Here is a 17,311-nt window from a genome sequence, read left to right as displayed (position 1 = left end):
AAAAAAACGCCCCGAACCAGTCGGGGCGTTTTTGTTACCAGCTGATTAAACCATCAATCAGTGCTGGTGACCGCCTTCACCGTGGACGTGGCCGTGAGCCACTTCTTCCTGGGAAGCGTCGCGGATGGCAACGATCTTCACTTGGAAGTTCAGGCGCTGGCCAGCCAGAGGGTGGTTGCCGTCGACAGTCACGTCGTCGCCGTCCAGATCGCGGATGGTGACGATCTGCATTTGGCCATCCGGCGCGGAAGCGTGGAACTGCATGCCCACTTCCAGCTCGTCGACGCCTTCGAACATGCTGCGGCTCAGGGTGCTGACCAGTTCGGCGGAGTATTCGCCGTAAGCATCTTCAGGTTCTACGGCGACAGTCAGTTCGTCACCGACGTTCTTGCCTTCCAGAGCCTTCTCCAGGCCCGGGATGATGTTACCTGCGCCTTGCAGGTAGACCAGCGGCGCGCCGCCGGCGGAGCTGTCGATGACCTCACCAGCGTCGTTGGTCAGGGTATAGTCGATGGAGACAGCCTTGTTAGCGGCGATCGTCATGGGGCGAGACCTTTTGCATAAGAATGAAGAACGGACAAGTCTAAACAAGGATTTGCCCGAAAGCGAACAGAACCCGGACAGACGGGACCGATCAACGGCATCCTTCATCATTGGTTTCCATCAGGACGACGACCGGCAGTGGGTCGCCGACCTGTCCTGCGGCCACACCCAACACCTGCGCCACCAGCCGCCATGGCAGTCCCGCGCCTGGGTGCTCGACCCTGCGCAGCGCCTTGAAAAAATAGGCCTGCCCTTTGCGTGCGGCTGGTGTGCGCAAAAGCGCGAATAACGATAACCTTGGTACCTGATTCCCGGTAGGCGCTCAACCATAGAGCGCCACCGAAGCCATGCACCTCCAGAGAATTCGCATGCAGACTTTTTTTATCGCGCCCACCGATTTTGGTGTGGGTCTGACCTCCATCAGCCTTGGGCTGGTGCGTACCCTTGAGCGGGCCGGGCTGAAAGTCGGCTTCTTCAAACCCATTGCCCAGCCACACCCGGGCGACACCGGCCCCGAACGCTCCACCGAGCTGGTGGCCCGCACCCACGGCCTGAAGCCACCACAACCCTTGGGCCTGGCCCATGTGGAGCGGATGCTCGGCGACGGCCAGCTCGACGAACTGCTCGAAGAAATCATCACCCTTTATCAGCAAGCCGCTGTGGGCAAGGACGTGCTGATCGTCGAGGGCATGGTGCCGACCCGCAGCGCCAGCTATGCGGCGCGGGTCAACCTGCACCTGGCCAAGAGCCTCGACGCGGAAGTGATCCTGGTCTCGGCGCCGGAAAACGAAGTGCTCACCGAACTCTCCGGCCGCGTGGAACTGCAGGCCCAACTGTTCGGCGGCCCGAAAGACCCGAAAATGCTCGGTGTGATTCTCAATAAAGTGCGCACCGATGAAACCATGGAAGCGTTCTCGGCGCGCCTCAAAGAGCATTCGCCGCTGTTGCGCAGCGGGGATTTCCGCCTGCTTGGCTGCATTCCCTACCAGCCCGAACTCAATGCACCGCGCACCCGCGACGTAGCCGACCTGATGGGCGCGCAGATTCTCAACGCCGGCGACTATGAAAGCCGGCGCATGACCAAGATCATCATCTGCGCCCGCACCATGCGTAACACCGTTGAACTGCTCAAGCCCGGCGTATTGGTGGTTACCCCCGGAGACCGCGACGACATCATCCTCGCCGTCAGCCTGGCCGCGATCAACGGTGTGCCCCTGGCCGGCTTGCTGCTGACCAGCGACACCCTGCCCGACCCACGCATCATGGATCTGTGCCGCGGCGCTTTCCAGGCCGGGCTGCCGGTGTTGTCGGTGAGCACCGGCTCCTACGACACCGCCAACCAGCTCAACAGCCTGAACAAGGAAATCCCGATTGATGACCGCGAACGTGCGGAGATCATCACCGATTTCGTCGCCAGCCACCTGGATGCGCGCTGGCTGCACCAACGCTGCGGTACGCCTCGGGAGATGCGCCTGTCGCCAGCGGTGTTCCGCTATCAGTTGATCCAGCGCGCCCAGGCGGCCAACAAACGCATCGTGCTGCCCGAAGGCAGCGAGCCGTTGACCGTACAAGCCGCCGCCATCTGCCAGGCCCGGGGCATTGCCCGTTGCGTGCTGCTGGCCAAGCCGGCCGATGTGGAAGCGGTTGCCCGCGCCCACGGCATTGAGTTGCCCGAAGGCCTGGAGATTCTCGACCCGGACCTGATTCGCCAGCGGTATGTCGAACCGATGGTCGCGCTACGCAAGAGCAAGAGCCTCAATGCGCCGATGGCCGAGCAGCAACTGGAAGACACGGTGGTGATCGCCACGATGATGCTTGCGCTGGATGAAGTGGACGGCCTGGTCTCCGGCGTTATCCACTCCACCGCCAACACCATCCGCCCTGCCCTGCAGCTGATTAAAACGGCGCCGGGCTGCACCTTGGTGTCGTCGGTGTTCTTCATGTTGTTCCCCGAGCAGGTGCTGGTGTATGGCGACTGCGTGATGAACCCACACCCGAGCGCCGCCGAACTGGCAGAAATCGCCCTGCAAAGCGCTGACTCGGCCGCGGCTTTCGGTATCACCCCGCGCGTGGCAATGATCAGCTATTCCAGCGGCGACTCGGCCAGTGGCGAGGAAGTGGAGAAAGTCCGCGAAGCCACCCTGCTCGCCCATGAGCAGCAAAGCTCACTGCTGATCGACGGGCCCTTGCAATACGACGCCGCCGCCAACGAAACCGTCGCCCGGCAGTTGGCGCCCAACAGCCAGGTCGCCGGCAAAGCCACGGTGTTTGTGTTCCCCGACCTGAACACCGGCAATACCACGCACAAAGCCGTGCAACGCAGTGCCGATTGCGTGAGCCTGGGGCCCATGCTGCAAGGCCTGCGCAAGCCGGTAAACGACCTGCCGCGCGGCGCCCAGGTCGACGACATCGTGTACACCATCGCCCTGACTGCGATTCAAGCCGCCAACCGACCTATGGATATCTAAATGCTGGATTTTCTACCTGCCGCCGTGCGCGGGGTAATTGCTTCGCTGCTGCTGGCGCTGAACACGATCCTGCTGTGCTCGTTCCTGTTTATTGTCGCGCTGTTCAAGGCACTGCCGTTTGCCAAACGCTTTAGCGAATGGCTGATGAACCACACCCATGAAGCCTGGGTGACCAACAACAAGGGCTGGATGAACCTGGTGCGGCGCACCCGCTGGCACCTGACAGGCCTTGAGGGCCTTGATTACCAGCACTCATACCTGGTGACCAGTAACCACCAGAGCTGGGTTGACATCATGGTCCTGCAATACGTGCTCAATCGACGGATTCGCCCACTGAAGTTCTTCCTCAAGCAGGAACTGATCTGGGTGCCGGTGATTGGCCTGGCGTGGTGGGCGTTGGGCTTTCCGTTCATGAAGCGCTATACCAAGGCCTATTTGGAAAAGCATCCGGAGAAGAAAGGCAAAGACCTGGAAACCACCCGCAAGACATGTGCGAAATTTCGCAACAACCCAGTGGGGATTTTCAACTTTGCCGAAGGCACTCGGTTTACGCCGGGCAAGCATGCCCAGCAGAAATCGCCGTTTCGCTACCTGCTCAAGCCCAAGGCTGGCGGTATCGCGTTTGTGCTGGATGCCATGGGCGAGCAGTTGAAGTCACTGGTGAACGTGACGATTCACTACCCTGCCGGGCGCCCGGGTTACTGGGATTTGCTGTGCGGGAATGTGAAGGACGTGGTCGTGCAGTTTGCAGAAGTGCAGATCCCTGCCGAGTTCATTGGCAAGAATTATGAGCAGGATGGGGAGTATCGGTTGGCGTTCCAGGGCTGGATCAACAGGTTGTGGGAAGACAAGGATGCGCTTCTAGACAAGCTTCACACAGATTATCCAGGCAGTCGCTGATCAACGTGTGAATGCAATTTAATGTGGGAGCTGGCTTGCCTGCGATAGCGGTGGGTCAGCCGAGGAAACATAAACGGACAGTCCGCCATCGCAGGCAAGCCAGCTCCCACATTGACCGAGTCCACTTTTGAGACGATGTAAAAAAGCCCGCCACCGAGTGCTCGGTGGCGGGCTTTTGTGTGGCGGCGAGGTTTAGATCGCGCCGCGCTGACGCAACAACTCCAGCACTTGCTTGACGCTGTCTTCCAGCGACAGTGCCTGGGTGTCGATGACCAGGTCGGCATTCAACGGCACGTCATACGGGAAGGACTCGCCAGGGATGTTATCCCCACCGGCAGCGTACAGGCCTTGCGGATCACGCTCGGCGCACACCAACGGCGAGGCCTGCACGTAAACCGTCAGCAGGCGATCGGCACCAATCAGCGCCTTGGCCTGTTCGCGGCCCTCGGCATCCGGGGCAACGAATGCGGCCAGGGTCAGCAGGCCGGCTTCGTTGAACTGGCGCGCCACGTGAGCGGCACGTCGCCAATTTTCGGTGCGCCCGGTACGGTCCTGCGGCAACCCTTTGTTCAGGTCGTGGCGCAGGTTCTGGCCATCCAGTACGAACACTGCACGGCCCATGTCGAACAGCTTGCGCTCAACCGCATAGGCCAAGGTGCTCTTGCCCGCGCCCGACAGGCCGCTGAACAGCACGGTAGCCGGCTGCTGGCCGAAGCGCTGGGCGCGCTCTTCGGTAGCCACATGGGCCAACTTGCCGTGATGCGTGGCCGAGCCATGGTTGACCGGCGGCGCGATGATCATGCCCGCGGCCACCGTGCCATTGGTCAAGCGGTCGATAACGATAAACGCACCGGTGGTGCGGTTGCTGTCATAGCCGTCCAGCGCGATGGCGGCGTCGAGGCTGACCTTGACGCGACCAATCTCGTTCAACTGCAGCGAACTCGCCGGGCCTTCGGCCAGGGTGTTCACGTCTACGCGATGCACGATGCTGGTGATAGAGCCCGGCACGTAGCTGGTGGCGCGCTTGATGTCGTACTTCTTGCCCGGCAGCATCGGTTCTTCGGCCATCCACACCAGCATGGCGTCGAAGGCGTCGGTCACTTGCGGCACGTTGTCGGCATGAACCAGCAGGTCGCCACGGGAGATGTCGATTTCGTCTTCCATGGTCAGGGTCACGGCCTGGCCTGGGCCGGCGTGTTCCAGTTCACCGTCGAAGGTGACGATGGATTTGACGCGGCTGCTCTTGCCCGACGGCAACACCACGACTTCGTCGCCCTTGTGCACGATGCCGCTGGCCAGGGTGCCGGCGAAACCACGGAAGTTCAGGTTCGGACGGTTGACGTACTGCACCGGGAAACGCAGGTCGGTGTAGTTGCGGTCGTTGGCAATCTCGACGGTTTCGAGAATTTCCATCAGCGACTGGCCGGTGTACCAGGGCGAACGCTCACTCTTGTTCACCACGTTATCGCCTTTGAGCGCGGACATCGGCACGAATGCCATGGTGCTCGGCTTGAATGCGATGCCGTCGGCGAACTTCAGGTAATCAGCCTTGATCTGCTCGAAGATGCTTTGGTCAAAACCATTGATGTCCATCTTGTTGACGGCCACCACGATGTGCTTGATACCCAGCAACGAGGCGATAAAGCTGTGGCGACGGGTCTGGGTCTGCACGCCATAGCGGGCATCAATCAGGATGATCGCCAGGTCACAGGTGGAGGCACCGGTGGCCATGTTGCGGGTGTACTGCTCATGGCCGGGGGTGTCGGCGATGATGAATTTGCGCTTTGCGGTGGAGAAGTAGCGGTAGGCAACATCAATGGTGATGCCCTGTTCACGCTCGGCCTGCAGGCCATCGACCAGCAAAGCCAGGTCGATATCGTCACCGGTGGTGCCGGACTTCTTCGAGTCGCGGGTGATGGCTTCCAGGTGATCTTCGTAGATCATCTTGGAGTCGTGCAGCAGGCGCCCGATCAGGGTGCTCTTGCCGTCGTCGACGTTGCCGCAGGTCAGGAAGCGCAACATTTCCTTGCGCTCGTGCTGGCCCAGGTAGGCGAGGATGTCCTCGCTGATCAAATCAGATTGGTGGCTCATTGTATTCAAGCTCCGAGCTGTAAGCTTCAAGCGGCAAGCTTGTCGGCGTACAGCTAGTCAGAAATTTTGTTGATCAGGCCGCAGAGCATTTTTGATAGCTCGCGAGTTTCTGCAATCCAGTTATCAGCCAGCGGTTGGGCGATGTAAGCAATGTCGCTGCCGATGAGAATCTGTGTTCGTAACTCTCCACAAGAAGCCTTCGCGATCCAAAGAAAACGAACCTTTTCTTTAGCGCTGCGACGCTCCATGCCTTCAGCAATATTGGAGGGCACCGAAAGCGCTGAGCGGGTAATTTGGTCTTTGAAACCAAGATCCCTGCATTTGGCAAACTCTCTGTAGATTCCCACCGCTAAACACTTGCTTCTGTGCCAAACAACCAATCTCTCGAAGTCCATTACGAGTCACTCGATAGCGGCTCGCAACAACCGGCTGCAAGCATCAAACTGCAAAGCTACGCATACCGCCTTTAACTTGCAGCTTGCCGCTTGTAACTCGAAGCTTAGAAGTACCCCTGCCGTTTTTTATCTTCCATCGAGCCTGCGCCATCGTGGTCGATGACCCGGCCCTGGCGCTCGGAAGTTCGCGTCAGGAGCATTTCCTGAATGATGTCGGTCAGCGTCTCGGCTTCGGACTCCACCGCGCCCGTCAACGGGTAGCAGCCAAGGGTACGGAAACGTACTTTCTTTTTGACGATTCGGGCTTTGTCTTCGTCGGACAGGTGCTCGAGGATGCGGTCGTCGTCGATCATGATCAACGTGCCGTTTTTCTCGATCACGTCGCGCTCGGCGGCAAAGTACAGCGGCACAATCGGGATGCCTTCCAGGTAGATGTACTGCCAGATGTCCAGCTCGGTCCAGTTGGACAGCGGGAACACACGGATCGACTCACCCTTGTTGACGTTGCCGTTGTAAACGTTCCACAGCTCCGGGCGCTGGTTTTTCGGGTCCCAGCGGTGTTTGCTGTCGCGGAACGAGTACACGCGCTCTTTCGCGCGGGATTTCTCTTCATCACGACGGGCACCGCCGAAAGCTGCGTCGAAACCATGCTTGTCCAACGCCTGCTTGAGGCCTTCGGTTTTCATGATATCGGTGTGCTTGGCGCTGCCGTGGGTGAACGGGTTGATGCCCTGCGCAACCCCATCCGGGTTGATGTGGGTGATCAGGTCCAGGCCCAGCTCTTCGACCATCTTGTCGCGGAACTTGTACATCTCCTGGAATTTCCAGCGGGTGTCGACGTGCATCACCGGGAACGGCAGTTTGCCCGGAAAGAAGGCCTTGCGTGCCAGATGCAGCATCACGGCGGAGTCTTTACCGATCGAGTAAAGCATCACCGGGTTGTCGAACTCGGCAGCGACCTCGCGGATGATGTGGATGCTTTCCGCCTCCAGCTGTTTCAGATGCGTCAGTTTGTCGACCATGGCTACTCACGGAAAAACGATCTTATGGACGGCCAGCGGGCCGTGTTCGAGCGGGGCATGCTAGCACAGCACCTTCTTCTATTCAGGGCGCCAGCTAGATCGAAACGGTATATGAATATGCCACTGAGTTAGGCCTGCCTCGGTCGAATGTGGGAGCGGGCTTGCTCCCACACAAGCCCGCACCACATTCCTTCTGTGGAGTTCGTTAGATCGGATTGGGGCAATCGATGAACAAATGCTCCAGGGCAAAACGCCGGGCCAGGTAATCACCCAACGCCTGCACTCCGTAGCGCTCAGTGGCGTGGTGCCCGGCTGCAATAAAGCTGATGTCGTTTTCCCGCGCACTGTGGAAAGTTTGCTCGGACGCTTCGCCGCTCAGGTACAGATCGACACCCGCCGCAATCGCCTGGTCGATATAGCCCTGGCCACCCCCCGTGCACCAGCCGACACGGCGGATCATCTCGCTGCCTTCGATCAGCAGCGGCTCGCGGCCCATCACATCCTGCACACGACGGGCGAAGTCGCGCGGCGACAACGGTTCGGCGAGAGAACCGACCAGGCCGACGATTTTCGGATTGCTCGGGTCCAGCGGGCCTTCAACGGTGATGTCCAGATGGCGGGCCAGTTGCACGTTATTACCAACATCCGCGTGCAGATCCAGCGGCAGGTGATAGGCCAACAGGCTGATGTCATGCTTGAGCAGGGTTTTGAGGCGGCGCTGCTTCATGCCGGTAATGCACGGGTTTTCGCCCTTCCAGAAGTAACCGTGGTGCACCAGCACCAAGTCGGCCTTGGCTTCGACGGCGGCGTCCAGCAGGGCTTGGCTTGCGGTTACGCCGCTGACAATGCGCATCACCTGCGGACGACCCTCGACCTGCAGGCCATTGGGGCAATAATCGGCAATTTTTGCGCTGCCGAGATAGCGGTCCGCTTCCTCGACCAGGGTGCTAAGGGGCACGGCCATAAAAGACTCCTAAATATCCCGTTCCGAGGCGCTCGCAGCCTCGTATAATGCGCGACATTATGGGCGCTCTCCCGCCCCCTGCAACCTGTCAGGACTTACTTGATGCTCAAGGCACTGCGTTTTTTTGGATGGCCATTGTTGGCTGGCGTGCTGATCGCGATGCTGATTATTCAGCGTTATCCCCAGTGGGTGGGCTTACCCAGCCTTGACGTGAACCTGCAACAGGCCCCGCAAAGCAATTCGGTGGTGCAAGGCCCGGTGACCTATGCAGACGCTGTCGTCATCGCCGCGCCCGCCGTGGTCAACCTGTACACCACCAAGGTCATCAACAAACCTGCGCACCCGTTGTTTGAAGACCCGCAATTTCGCCGCTACTTCGGGGACAACGGGCCCAAGCAACGCCGTATGGAATCCAGCCTCGGTTCCGGCGTGATCATGAGCCCGGAAGGCTACATCCTCACCAACAACCACGTGACCACCGGCGCCGACCAGATTGTCGTGGCCCTGCGCGACGGCCGCGAAACCCTGGCCCGCGTGGTCGGCAGCGACCCTGAAACCGACCTCGCCGTGCTGAAGATCGACCTCAAAAGCCTGCCTTCGATCACTATCGGCCGCTCTGAAGGGCTGCGCGTCGGTGATGTGGCCCTGGCCATCGGCAACCCGTTTGGTGTCGGCCAGACAGTCACCATGGGCATCATCAGCGCCACCGGGCGTAACCAGTTGGGGCTTAACAGCTACGAAGACTTTATCCAGACCGACGCAGCCATCAACCCGGGCAACTCCGGCGGCGCACTGGTGGATGCCAATGGCAACCTGACCGGCATCAACACCGCGATCTTCTCGAAATCGGGTGGCTCCCAAGGCATCGGTTTTGCGATCCCGGTGAAGCTGGCAATGGAAGTGATGAAGTCGATCATCGAACACGGCCAGGTGATTCGCGGTTGGCTGGGGATCGAAGTGCAGCCGTTGACCAAGGAATTGGCCGAGTCGTTTGGCTTGACCGGGCGCCCTGGCATCGTGGTCGCGGGGATCTTCCGAGACGGCCCGGCGCAGAAAGCCGGCCTGCAATTGGGCGATGTGATCCTGAGCATTGACGGCGAACCAGCCGGTGACGGCCGCAAGTCGATGAACCAGGTGGCGCGGATCAAACCAACCGACAAGGTGGCGATCCAGGTGATGCGCAACGGCAAAGAGATCAAGCTGCTGGCGGAAATCGGCTTGCGCCCACCACCTGCCCCGGTGAAAGAAGAGGAATAAGGGCTTTGGGAGCCCGTTCACGGGCTCCTGTATCCTAATATTTCAAAAGAAATCCATTCTCATTCGGCATGTTATATTGTTTCAATATAGACATTGGAACGCTCTATCATGCCGTCTCAAAGATTTGCTCCCATGGCGGGCCTGGCCTTGGGTTTATTGCTCGACCCCGCTTACGCCGAAGACAACGCCGTTGAACTGGACACCATCAGCGTCACCAGCGACGACTATGAATCCGCCACCAGCCCCGTCAAAGGCTATCGCGCCACCCGCTCCGCCAGCGCGACAAAAACTGACACGGCCCTTCGCGACATCCCACAATCGATCAGCGTGATTCCCGCGACGGTGCTCAAAGACCTGGGCAGCACCAATGTGGAACGCGCCCTGGAATTTGCCGGCGGTGTGTCCAAGCAAAACAACTTTGGCGGCCTGACGCTCTACGAATACAGCGTGCGCGGCTTCACCACGTCGGAGTTCTATCAGGACGGTTTCAGCGCCAACCGTGGCTACCCGAGCACACCAGATGCGGCCAATATCGAACGCATTGAAGTGCTCAAAGGCCCCGCTGCCAGCCTGTATGGCCGCGGCGATCCCGGCGGCACCGTGAATATCGTCACCAAGAAACCGCAGCAGCAAGCCTTCACCACCGTGCAAACCAGCGCCGGCAGTTGGGACCGTTATCGCACAGCACTGGATGTGAACACCCCGCTCGACAGCGAAGGTCGCGTGCTGTCGCGCGTGAACCTGGCCGTGGAAGACGGCCACAGCTTCCGCGATCACGTAGACGCCAGGCGCGTGTTCGTCGCGCCCTCTTTCAGCTGGCAGTTGGACCCGGATACCAGCCTGCTGGTGGAAAGCGAATTCGTGCGCCACAGCTCTACCTTCGACCGAGGCATTGTCGCCAATCACGGCATGTCCCGCTCGACCTTCCTCGGCGAACCCAACGACGGCAACATCCGCAACCACAACAACCGCCTGCAAGCCACCCTGGAACATCACCTCAACGACGCCTGGAAACTGCGCCTCGCCAGCCACTACAAACAAGGCAGCCTGTGGGGCGACGCGTCGGAAAGCCGCGCGCTGAACGCCGATGGGCACACCGTCAACCGCCGCTACCGCGAACGCTCCACCGGTTGGCACGACAGCATCACCCAGCTGGAACTGCGCGGCCTTTTCGACATCGGCAGTTGGCAGCACGAACTGCTGATCGGCACCGAATACGAGGACTACCGCAAGAAGGAACGCGTGACGGCTATCGGCGGCAGCCTCTACCCCATCGATATCTATAAGCCGATCTATGGCCAACCCAAACCCGACGGCGCACGCTCCGGCACCGACTTATTCGAACAGGTGAAGAGCCAGGCGCTGAACCTGCAAGACCAGATCGTGTTCACCGACCGCCTGCGCGGCATGGTTGGCATGCGCTTTGAGCACTTTGAACAAAGCATCGACGACTTCACCCGCCACCCTGCCAAAAGCCGACAAACCCACAATGCCCTGACCCAACGCGCAGGATTGCTTTACCAACTCACACCGCACATCGGTGTATTCGCCAACGCCTCAACCTCGTTCAAACCGAACAATGGCCTGGATGCCGGCGGCAAATCCTTCAAGCCTGAAGAAGGTCTGGGTTATGAAGTCGGCATCAAGAGCGAGCTGTTCGACGACCGCCTGAGTGCCACCCTCGCCGCGTTCCATATCGAAAAGGAAAACGTCCTCGCACTCGACCCGGCCACCGACCTTAACCGCGCCATGGGCAAGGCCCGCAGCCAGGGTTTCGATCTGCAACTGACCGGGCAAGTGACTGATGCCGTCAGACTCATCGGCGCCTTTGCCTACATCGACGCCGAAGTGACCAAGGGCGACAAAGCCATCCCCACGGGTAGCCGAATTCTCGGCGTGGCCAAACGCAGCGGCAGCCTGTTGGGGGTGTATGAATTCCAGAATGGTGCGTTGCGCGGCTCAGACGTGGGCGCGGCCTTCACCTATGTCGGCGATCGCTCCGGCGAGGCAGGTAGTCGTTTCAAACTGCCCGCCTACCACACCGTCGACCTGCTCGCCCATTACAAGGCCAGTGACAACGTCACCGTGGGCCTGAACCTCAACAACCTATTCGACGAAAAGTACTACGAGCGCTCCTACAGCAATTACTGGGTCAACCCCGGCGAGCCGCGCAACGTCACCGTCAGCCTGACCCTCAACCTGTAAAAGGACGTCTCCATGCAAGCCTTCAAATCCCTGGCTGTACTCGGCTTATTGTTTGCCAGCCAGGTCTCGGCCCACGGCCTGTGGACCGAACAACGACGCGGCAATATCGAAGTCATCTATGGCCACGGCGCGGAAGATAACGCCTTCAAGGCGCAGAAAATCAGCGGCGCCTGGGCCTATGACGCCAGCGGCAAGATGATCCCGGTGACCGTGGAGCGCCTGGCCGACCACGCGCGCCTGCAGCCGCTGAAATCGCCCGCCGTTTTAGCCGTCGCATTGGATAACGGGATGTGGTCGCAGACGGCGGACAAGAAGTGGATCAACCAGGGCCGCAGCAAAGTGCCCGGGGCGATTGAGTCGACCCAGACCTTCAAGTACAGCCTGGCGATTTACCAGCCGGGGGCGAAGTTGCCGAAGCTGGATCAGATCAAGCTGTTGATCCTGCCGGAAGTTGATCCGCTGACGGTAGGACCTGGCAGGTCACTGCCCGTGCGGGTGCTGCTGGATGGCAAGCCAGCGGCGGGGATCAAGCTGGTGGGCGACTATCGCAACGCGCCGAACACCCTGAGCACCGAGACCGACAAAGACGGGCGGGCCCAAGTGCTGGTGCGTAATGAAGGTTTGAATGTAATTGCCGCGCAAGTGGAGCTGCCGCTAAAAGACAATGCTGATGTGGCGACACGGGGGCTGTTCACCTCGCTGACCTTCCTCGGCGAACCCCACCACGAGTAAACACTACAAAACAATGTGGGAGCCGGGCTTGCCCGCGATGGCGATTTGTCAGTCGATACTTCCAGTGGCTGATGCATCGCTATCGCGGGCAAGCCCTAATGCCAGTCAGTTGAGCGAACGAAATGCTCAATGCAGCGAAGATCAAATGTGGGAGCGGGCTTGCTCGCGAAGGCGGCTCAGCAAACATTGATGTTGATTGACCCACCGCTTTCGCGAGCAAGCCCGCTCCCACAGGGGATCTGCGCTTAACTGACTGGCATTAGGGCAAGCCCGACTCCCACATTTGATTTCTATCGTTTCGACAATCTGATTACAGTGCCAACGGCGCTCTTTCACACAGTGTATTGAGCGCCGCTGCCCACTGCGGGTCATCATTGAGGCACGGCACCAACACCAACTCCTCGCCGCCCGCTTGGCGGAACTGCTCCAGGCCGCGGTCACCAATCTCTTCCAGCGTCTCAATGCAGTCCGCCACAAATGCCGGGCACATCACCAGCAACTTTTTCACGCCTTGCTGGGCCAGCGCTTCCAGACGTGCTTCGGTGTAGGGTTCAATCCACTTCGCCCGACCCAGGCGCGACTGGAAGGCCACCGACCACTTGCCCTCCGGCAGCCCCATGCGCGCGGCAACGTTACGCGCAACGCTGAAGCATTGCGCGCGATAACAAGTGGCAAGCACCTCGGGCGAAGCGTTCTTGCAGCAATCGGCATCCTTAAAGCAATGCCCGCCGGTAGGGTCGAGCTTTGTGAGATGACGCTCGGGCAGGCCGTGAAAACTCAGCAGTAAATGATCGTAATCCTGTTCCACATAGGGCCGGACGCTCGCGACCAGCGCGTCGAGGTATTCCGGCTGATCGTAGAACGGTTGCAGGATCGAGAACTGCACCTTGAGCTTTTTATCGCGCACGACACGTTTGGCTTCTTCAATCACCGTGGTCACGGTGCTGTCGGCAAACTGCGGGTACAGCGGCGCCAGGGTGATTTTTTCGATGCCCTGGGCAGCCAGGCGCGTCAACGTGGTTTCAAGGGACGGCTCGCCGTAACGCATCGCCAGTTCCACCGGGCCCTGGGTCCACTGCGCCGTCATTTGCTGCTGCAGGCGACGGCTCAAGACAACCAGCGGCGAGCCCTCGTCCCACCAGATCGAGGCATAAGCATGCGCGGACTGCTCCGGGCGCTTGATCAGGATCAGCGACACCAGCAAACGCCGCACCGGCCACGGCAGGTCGATCACATAAGGGTCCATCAGGAACTGATTGAGGTAGCTGCGCACATCGGCCACCGAAGTGGACGCCGGTGAACCCAGGTTGACCAGTAACAACGCGTGATCCGTCATGCAACATCCTATCTCTAGAGGCGGCTGGACAAGTCTTCCAGGGCCGCGTGCAACTCAGTGAACTGAAAAGTGAAACCGGCAGCCAGCAGCCGTTCGGGAACTGCCTTCTGCCCGCCCAGCAATAACCCGGACAGCTCGCCCAGCCCGACCTTCAATGCAAACGCCGGCATCGGCATGAACGCCGGGCGGTGCAACACCTGGCCCAGGGTCTTGGCGAACTCGCGGTTACGCACCGGGTGCGGAGCGCAAGCATTATAAGGACCGCTGGCGTCACCCTTGTGCAGAAGAAAATCAATCAGGGCGATTTGATCTTTGATATGTACCCACGGCATCCACTGCCGACCATCGCCAATCGGCCCGCCCAGCGCCAGTTTGAACGGCAGCAGCAGCCGTGACAAAAAGCCGCCCTGCGCCGCCAATACCAGGCCGGTGCGCACCAGCACCACGCGCACGCCCAGGGATTCGGCGCGCAACGCGGTTTCTTCCCAGGCGATGCACAGCTGGCTGGGGAAGTCGTCCAGCACCGGGCCACTGGCTTCGGTCAATTCGCGCTCGCCGCCGTCGCCATACCAGCCCACGGCTGAACCGGAAATCAGCACCGCCGGCTTTTGCGCCAAGCCTTCCATCCACGCCAGCAGCGTTTCGGTGAGACTGATGCGACTGCTCCACAACAAGGCCTTGCGCTTTTTCGTCCACGGACGATCGGCAATGGGCGCGCCGGCCAGATTGACCACCGCATCCACGGGACCTGTCACGTCCTGCAGGCGGCCTACACCCAACACCTCATCACCGCACCATTTGGCCACGGTGTCCGGTTCACGGCTCCAAACAGTCAAGCGATGCCCTTGGGCAAGCCAGTGCTGGCAGAGTTGGCGACCAATCAAGCCAGTACCGCCGGTCAGCAAAATATGCATGGGTTCCTCCTCATGTAACGTTTGCCGCCCATCGCTAGTCTATTTTATAAGCAGGGATTTTATGTAAGGGGGCGTTACGTTGGTTTAAGCCTCAGCTTTAACCATAGGTCACGCCACAAGAACAGGTACGCCAAAACTTATACCAAAAAACAATATTGTACAGCTATTGGTGTCGGCGTAGTCTGTACCCAACGGTAAAACGAGGCCTCCCATGACTGTTCCCATCGCGATCATCGGCACCGGCATCGCCGGTCTCTCCGCCGCCCGAGCGTTAAGAGACGCGGGGCACGCTGTACAACTCTTCGATAAAAGCCGTGGCAGTGGCGGCCGCATGTCCAGCAAGCGCAGCGATGCCGGCGCGCTGGACATGGGCGCGCAATATTTCACCGCCCGCGACCGGCGCTTCGTCAACGAGGTGCAACGCTGGCAAAGCAACGGCTGGGCCGAACAGTGGAAACCGCAGCTGTACAACTTCAAGTCCGGCCAACTCACGCCCTCCCCCGATGAACAGATCCGCTGGGTCGGCACGCCGCGCATGAGCGCCATCACCCGCGCGCTGCTCGACGATTTGCCGGTGGAGTTCGGTTGCCGCATCACCGAAGTGTTCCAAGGCAAACAGCATTGGAACCTGCTGGACGCGGACGGTGGCAATCACGGCCCATTCAGCCATGTGGTCATCGCCACCCCCGCACCACAAGCCACCGCGCTGCTGGCCGCTGCGCCCAAGCTGGCGAGTGCTGCCGCCGGGGTGAAGATGGACCCGACCTGGGCGATTGCGCTGGCCTTCGACAAACCTTTGGATACACCGATGGAAGGCTGCTTCGTGCAAGACAGCCCCCTCGACTGGCTGGCGCGCAACCGCAGTAAACCTGGGCGCGACACCACCCTCGACACGTGGGTACTGCACGCCACCAGTGCCTGGAGCAAGGCGCATCTGGACCTGCCCAAGGAAGCGGTGATCGAACATCTGCACGGTGCCTTCGCCGAATTACTGCACAGCGCCATGCCCGCACCGTCCTTCAGCCTGGCCCATCGCTGGCTCTACGCACGCCCTTCAAGCAGCCATGAGTTCGGTGTACTGGCCGATGCTGACCTGGGCTTGTATGTGTGTGGCGACTGGTGCCTGTCCGGCCGGGTCGAGGGCGCGTGGCTCAGCGGCCAGGAAGCCGCGCGACGTTTGATCGAGCACCTGCAATGAATCGCATCAACCCAGCCAAATTGCTGCTGTCGAAATGGACAGCAGCGCATCCACGCAACAAGGAGAAACACTTCTTGGTCACCGAACTGTTTCGTGATGAAGAAGGCACCGTGCTCGACATCGAACTGCAAGCCGTCATGACCCAGCGCACCGAACGCCTGGCCTGGCAAACCCTGCAAAATGCTGAAGTGTGGCGAATCGGCTGGAAATAGCCTGCCCGCAAATACTTGTACAAAATAATTGACTTGTACAGCATCAAACCTATGATGAGATCCAGTTGTACAGGCTTAACTGTGTGTACAGGAATCTCGGAGAGGTTTGAACATGTCCAGCACTGGAAAACCGAAGATCGCCATCAGCGCCTGCCTGTTAGGCGAGAACGTGCGCTTCAACGGCGGACACAAACAATCCCTGCTGTGCAGCCAAACCCTGGCCGACTACTTCGAGTTTGTGCCGCTGTGCCCCGAAGTCGCAATCGGCCTGGGCATCCCCCGCGAACCGATCCGCCTGGTGGGCGACCCTGACCACCCGCAAGCCGTCGGCAGCGTGCGCCGTGAGCTCAATGTGACGCAGCCGTTGGACGATTACGGCCAGCAAATGGCTGCGGAACATACCGACCTGTGCGGCTACATCTTCATGCAAAAATCGCCCTCGTGCGGCCTGGAACGGGTCAAGGTCTACCGCGATAACGGTACGCCAGTAGAGGGCGGCGGGCGTGGCATTTACGCCCAGGCATTTTGTTTACGCCACCCCAACCTGCCGGTGGAAGAAGACGGTCGGCTGAATGACCCGGTATTGCGGGAAAACTTCCTGACCCGCGTATTCGTATATGCCAGCTGGCAACAGCTGCTGGCCGAAGGCCTGACGCGTCACCGCCTGCTGGCTTTTCACTCGCGCTACAAATACCTGCTGATGGCCCACAGCCCCGTGCATTACAAAAGCCTTGGCCACTTGCTGGGCAGCATGGGCAAGGGCATCAACCTTGATGAGTTGGCCGCCGGTTACTTCAGCGAACTGATGATCGGCCTGAAAAAATGCGCCACCCGGGGCACCCACTCCAATGTGCTGCAACACATCAGCGGCTACCTCAAGCAGGCCATCAGCGCCGACGACAAGCAGGAAATGCAAACGGTCATCGGCCAGTACCGCCACGGCATCGTGCCGCTGGTGGTGCCCCTTACTCTGCTCAAACACCACTTTCGCCAACACCCGGACCGCTACATCGCGCAGCAGGCCTACCTGCAACCGCACCCGGAAAACCTCAGCCTACGCAATGCGATCTAACC

At 60.0% G+C, this 17,311-nt stretch carries 16 protein-coding genes; 9 read left to right on the top strand and 7 right to left on the bottom strand.

Annotation, left to right across the window (positions count from 1 at the left end; genetic code table 11):
- Window positions 1-57: 57 nt before the first annotated feature.
- Window positions 58-543 carry an FKBP-type peptidyl-prolyl cis-trans isomerase gene (locus tag ACDZ94_RS12080; RefSeq protein ID WP_016976314.1) on the bottom strand — a complete coding sequence of 162 codons (486 nt, stop codon included), beginning with the start codon at window positions 541-543 and terminating at the stop codon, window positions 58-60.
- Between ACDZ94_RS12080 and ACDZ94_RS12075 the strand changes: the two genes are divergently transcribed.
- From ACDZ94_RS12075 to ACDZ94_RS12065, 3 genes are all read left to right on the top strand, one after another.
- Entirely contained in the window at window positions 542-832 is a 291-nt protein-coding gene (locus ACDZ94_RS12075; RefSeq protein WP_407016640.1) for a DUF3565 domain-containing protein, read from the top strand. The genes ACDZ94_RS12080 and ACDZ94_RS12075 overlap by 2 nt on opposite strands.
- A gap of 79 nt (window positions 833-911) precedes the next feature.
- The gene (gene pta, locus ACDZ94_RS12070; RefSeq protein ID WP_064450632.1) at window positions 912-3,011 is read left to right on the top strand and encodes a phosphate acetyltransferase; all 2,100 of its coding nucleotides are present in this window, start codon (window positions 912-914) and stop codon (window positions 3,009-3,011) included.
- Entirely contained in the window at window positions 3,012-3,911 is a 900-nt protein-coding gene (locus ACDZ94_RS12065; RefSeq protein ID WP_064450631.1) for an acyltransferase, read from the top strand.
- A gap of 192 nt (window positions 3,912-4,103) precedes the next feature.
- Here the strand turns inward: ACDZ94_RS12065 and cysN are convergent, their stop codons facing one another.
- The 4 genes from cysN to ACDZ94_RS12045 all read right to left on the bottom strand — a co-directional run bounded on the left by cysN (window position 4,104) and on the right by ACDZ94_RS12045 (window position 8,383).
- Window positions 4,104-6,002 carry a sulfate adenylyltransferase subunit CysN gene (gene cysN, locus ACDZ94_RS12060; protein ID WP_221293907.1) on the bottom strand — a complete coding sequence of 633 codons (1,899 nt, stop codon included), beginning with the start codon at window positions 6,000-6,002 and terminating at the stop codon, window positions 4,104-4,106.
- A gap of 53 nt (window positions 6,003-6,055) precedes the next feature.
- Window positions 6,056-6,397 (bottom strand): four helix bundle protein, encoded by a 342-nt coding sequence (locus ACDZ94_RS12055; RefSeq protein WP_221293906.1) that lies wholly within the window; start codon window positions 6,395-6,397, stop codon window positions 6,056-6,058.
- A 104-nt stretch (window positions 6,398-6,501) separates the two neighbouring features.
- The gene (gene cysD, locus ACDZ94_RS12050; RefSeq protein ID WP_049710083.1) at window positions 6,502-7,419 is read right to left on the bottom strand and encodes a sulfate adenylyltransferase subunit CysD; all 918 of its coding nucleotides are present in this window, start codon (window positions 7,417-7,419) and stop codon (window positions 6,502-6,504) included.
- A gap of 205 nt (window positions 7,420-7,624) precedes the next feature.
- Window positions 7,625-8,383, bottom strand: a complete 759-nt coding sequence (locus tag ACDZ94_RS12045; RefSeq protein WP_262667000.1) for a Nif3-like dinuclear metal center hexameric protein — start codon at window positions 8,381-8,383, stop codon at window positions 7,625-7,627.
- Between the two features lie 102 nt (window positions 8,384-8,485).
- On the opposite strand from ACDZ94_RS12045, the gene algW reads away from it, so the two are divergent.
- The 3 genes from algW to ACDZ94_RS12030 all read left to right on the top strand — a co-directional run bounded on the left by algW (window position 8,486) and on the right by ACDZ94_RS12030 (window position 12,577).
- A complete protein-coding gene (gene algW / locus ACDZ94_RS12040; protein ID WP_064450628.1) occupies window positions 8,486-9,640 on the top strand; it encodes a Do family serine endopeptidase AlgW in 1,155 nt (384 codons plus the stop codon).
- A 108-nt stretch (window positions 9,641-9,748) separates the two neighbouring features.
- The gene (locus tag ACDZ94_RS12035) at window positions 9,749-11,845 is read left to right on the top strand and encodes a TonB-dependent siderophore receptor (protein WP_432750207.1); all 2,097 of its coding nucleotides are present in this window, start codon (window positions 9,749-9,751) and stop codon (window positions 11,843-11,845) included.
- 12 nt (window positions 11,846-11,857) lie between these two features.
- Entirely contained in the window at window positions 11,858-12,577 is a 720-nt protein-coding gene (locus ACDZ94_RS12030; protein WP_064450626.1) for a DUF4198 domain-containing protein, read from the top strand.
- Window positions 12,578-12,887: 310 nt separating this feature from the next.
- Here ACDZ94_RS12030 and hemH read toward each other — a convergent pair whose 3' ends face one another.
- Together hemH and ACDZ94_RS12020 are read right to left on the bottom strand one after the other, a co-directional pair.
- Window positions 12,888-13,913 carry a ferrochelatase gene (hemH, locus tag ACDZ94_RS12025; RefSeq protein ID WP_432750206.1) on the bottom strand — a complete coding sequence of 342 codons (1,026 nt, stop codon included), beginning with the start codon at window positions 13,911-13,913 and terminating at the stop codon, window positions 12,888-12,890.
- A 14-nt stretch (window positions 13,914-13,927) separates the two neighbouring features.
- Window positions 13,928-14,827 (bottom strand): TIGR01777 family oxidoreductase, encoded by a 900-nt coding sequence (locus ACDZ94_RS12020; protein WP_262666999.1) that lies wholly within the window; start codon window positions 14,825-14,827, stop codon window positions 13,928-13,930.
- Between the two features lie 211 nt (window positions 14,828-15,038).
- Between ACDZ94_RS12020 and ACDZ94_RS12015 the strand changes: the two genes are divergently transcribed.
- The 3 genes from ACDZ94_RS12015 to ACDZ94_RS12005 all read left to right on the top strand — a co-directional run bounded on the left by ACDZ94_RS12015 (window position 15,039) and on the right by ACDZ94_RS12005 (window position 17,309).
- A complete protein-coding gene (locus ACDZ94_RS12015) occupies window positions 15,039-16,025 on the top strand; it encodes an NAD(P)/FAD-dependent oxidoreductase (protein ID WP_221293892.1) in 987 nt (328 codons plus the stop codon).
- Entirely contained in the window at window positions 16,022-16,237 is a 216-nt protein-coding gene (locus ACDZ94_RS12010) for a TIGR02450 family Trp-rich protein (RefSeq protein ID WP_064450622.1), read from the top strand. The genes ACDZ94_RS12015 and ACDZ94_RS12010 overlap by 4 nt, the downstream gene beginning before the upstream one ends.
- 112 nt (window positions 16,238-16,349) lie before the next feature.
- On the top strand, window positions 16,350-17,309 hold the full coding sequence (locus ACDZ94_RS12005) for a YbgA family protein (RefSeq protein ID WP_064450621.1): 960 nt from the start codon (window positions 16,350-16,352) through the stop codon (window positions 17,307-17,309).
- Window positions 17,310-17,311 lie beyond the last annotated feature (2 nt).

It is taken from the genome of Pseudomonas sp. UBT (genome assembly GCF_050915955.1).
Taxonomy (GTDB): domain Bacteria; phylum Pseudomonadota; class Gammaproteobacteria; order Pseudomonadales; family Pseudomonadaceae; genus Aquipseudomonas; species Aquipseudomonas antarctica_A.
Note: the sequence above shows the minus strand (reverse complement) of the source record. Positions and strands in the feature narration are given on the sequence as shown.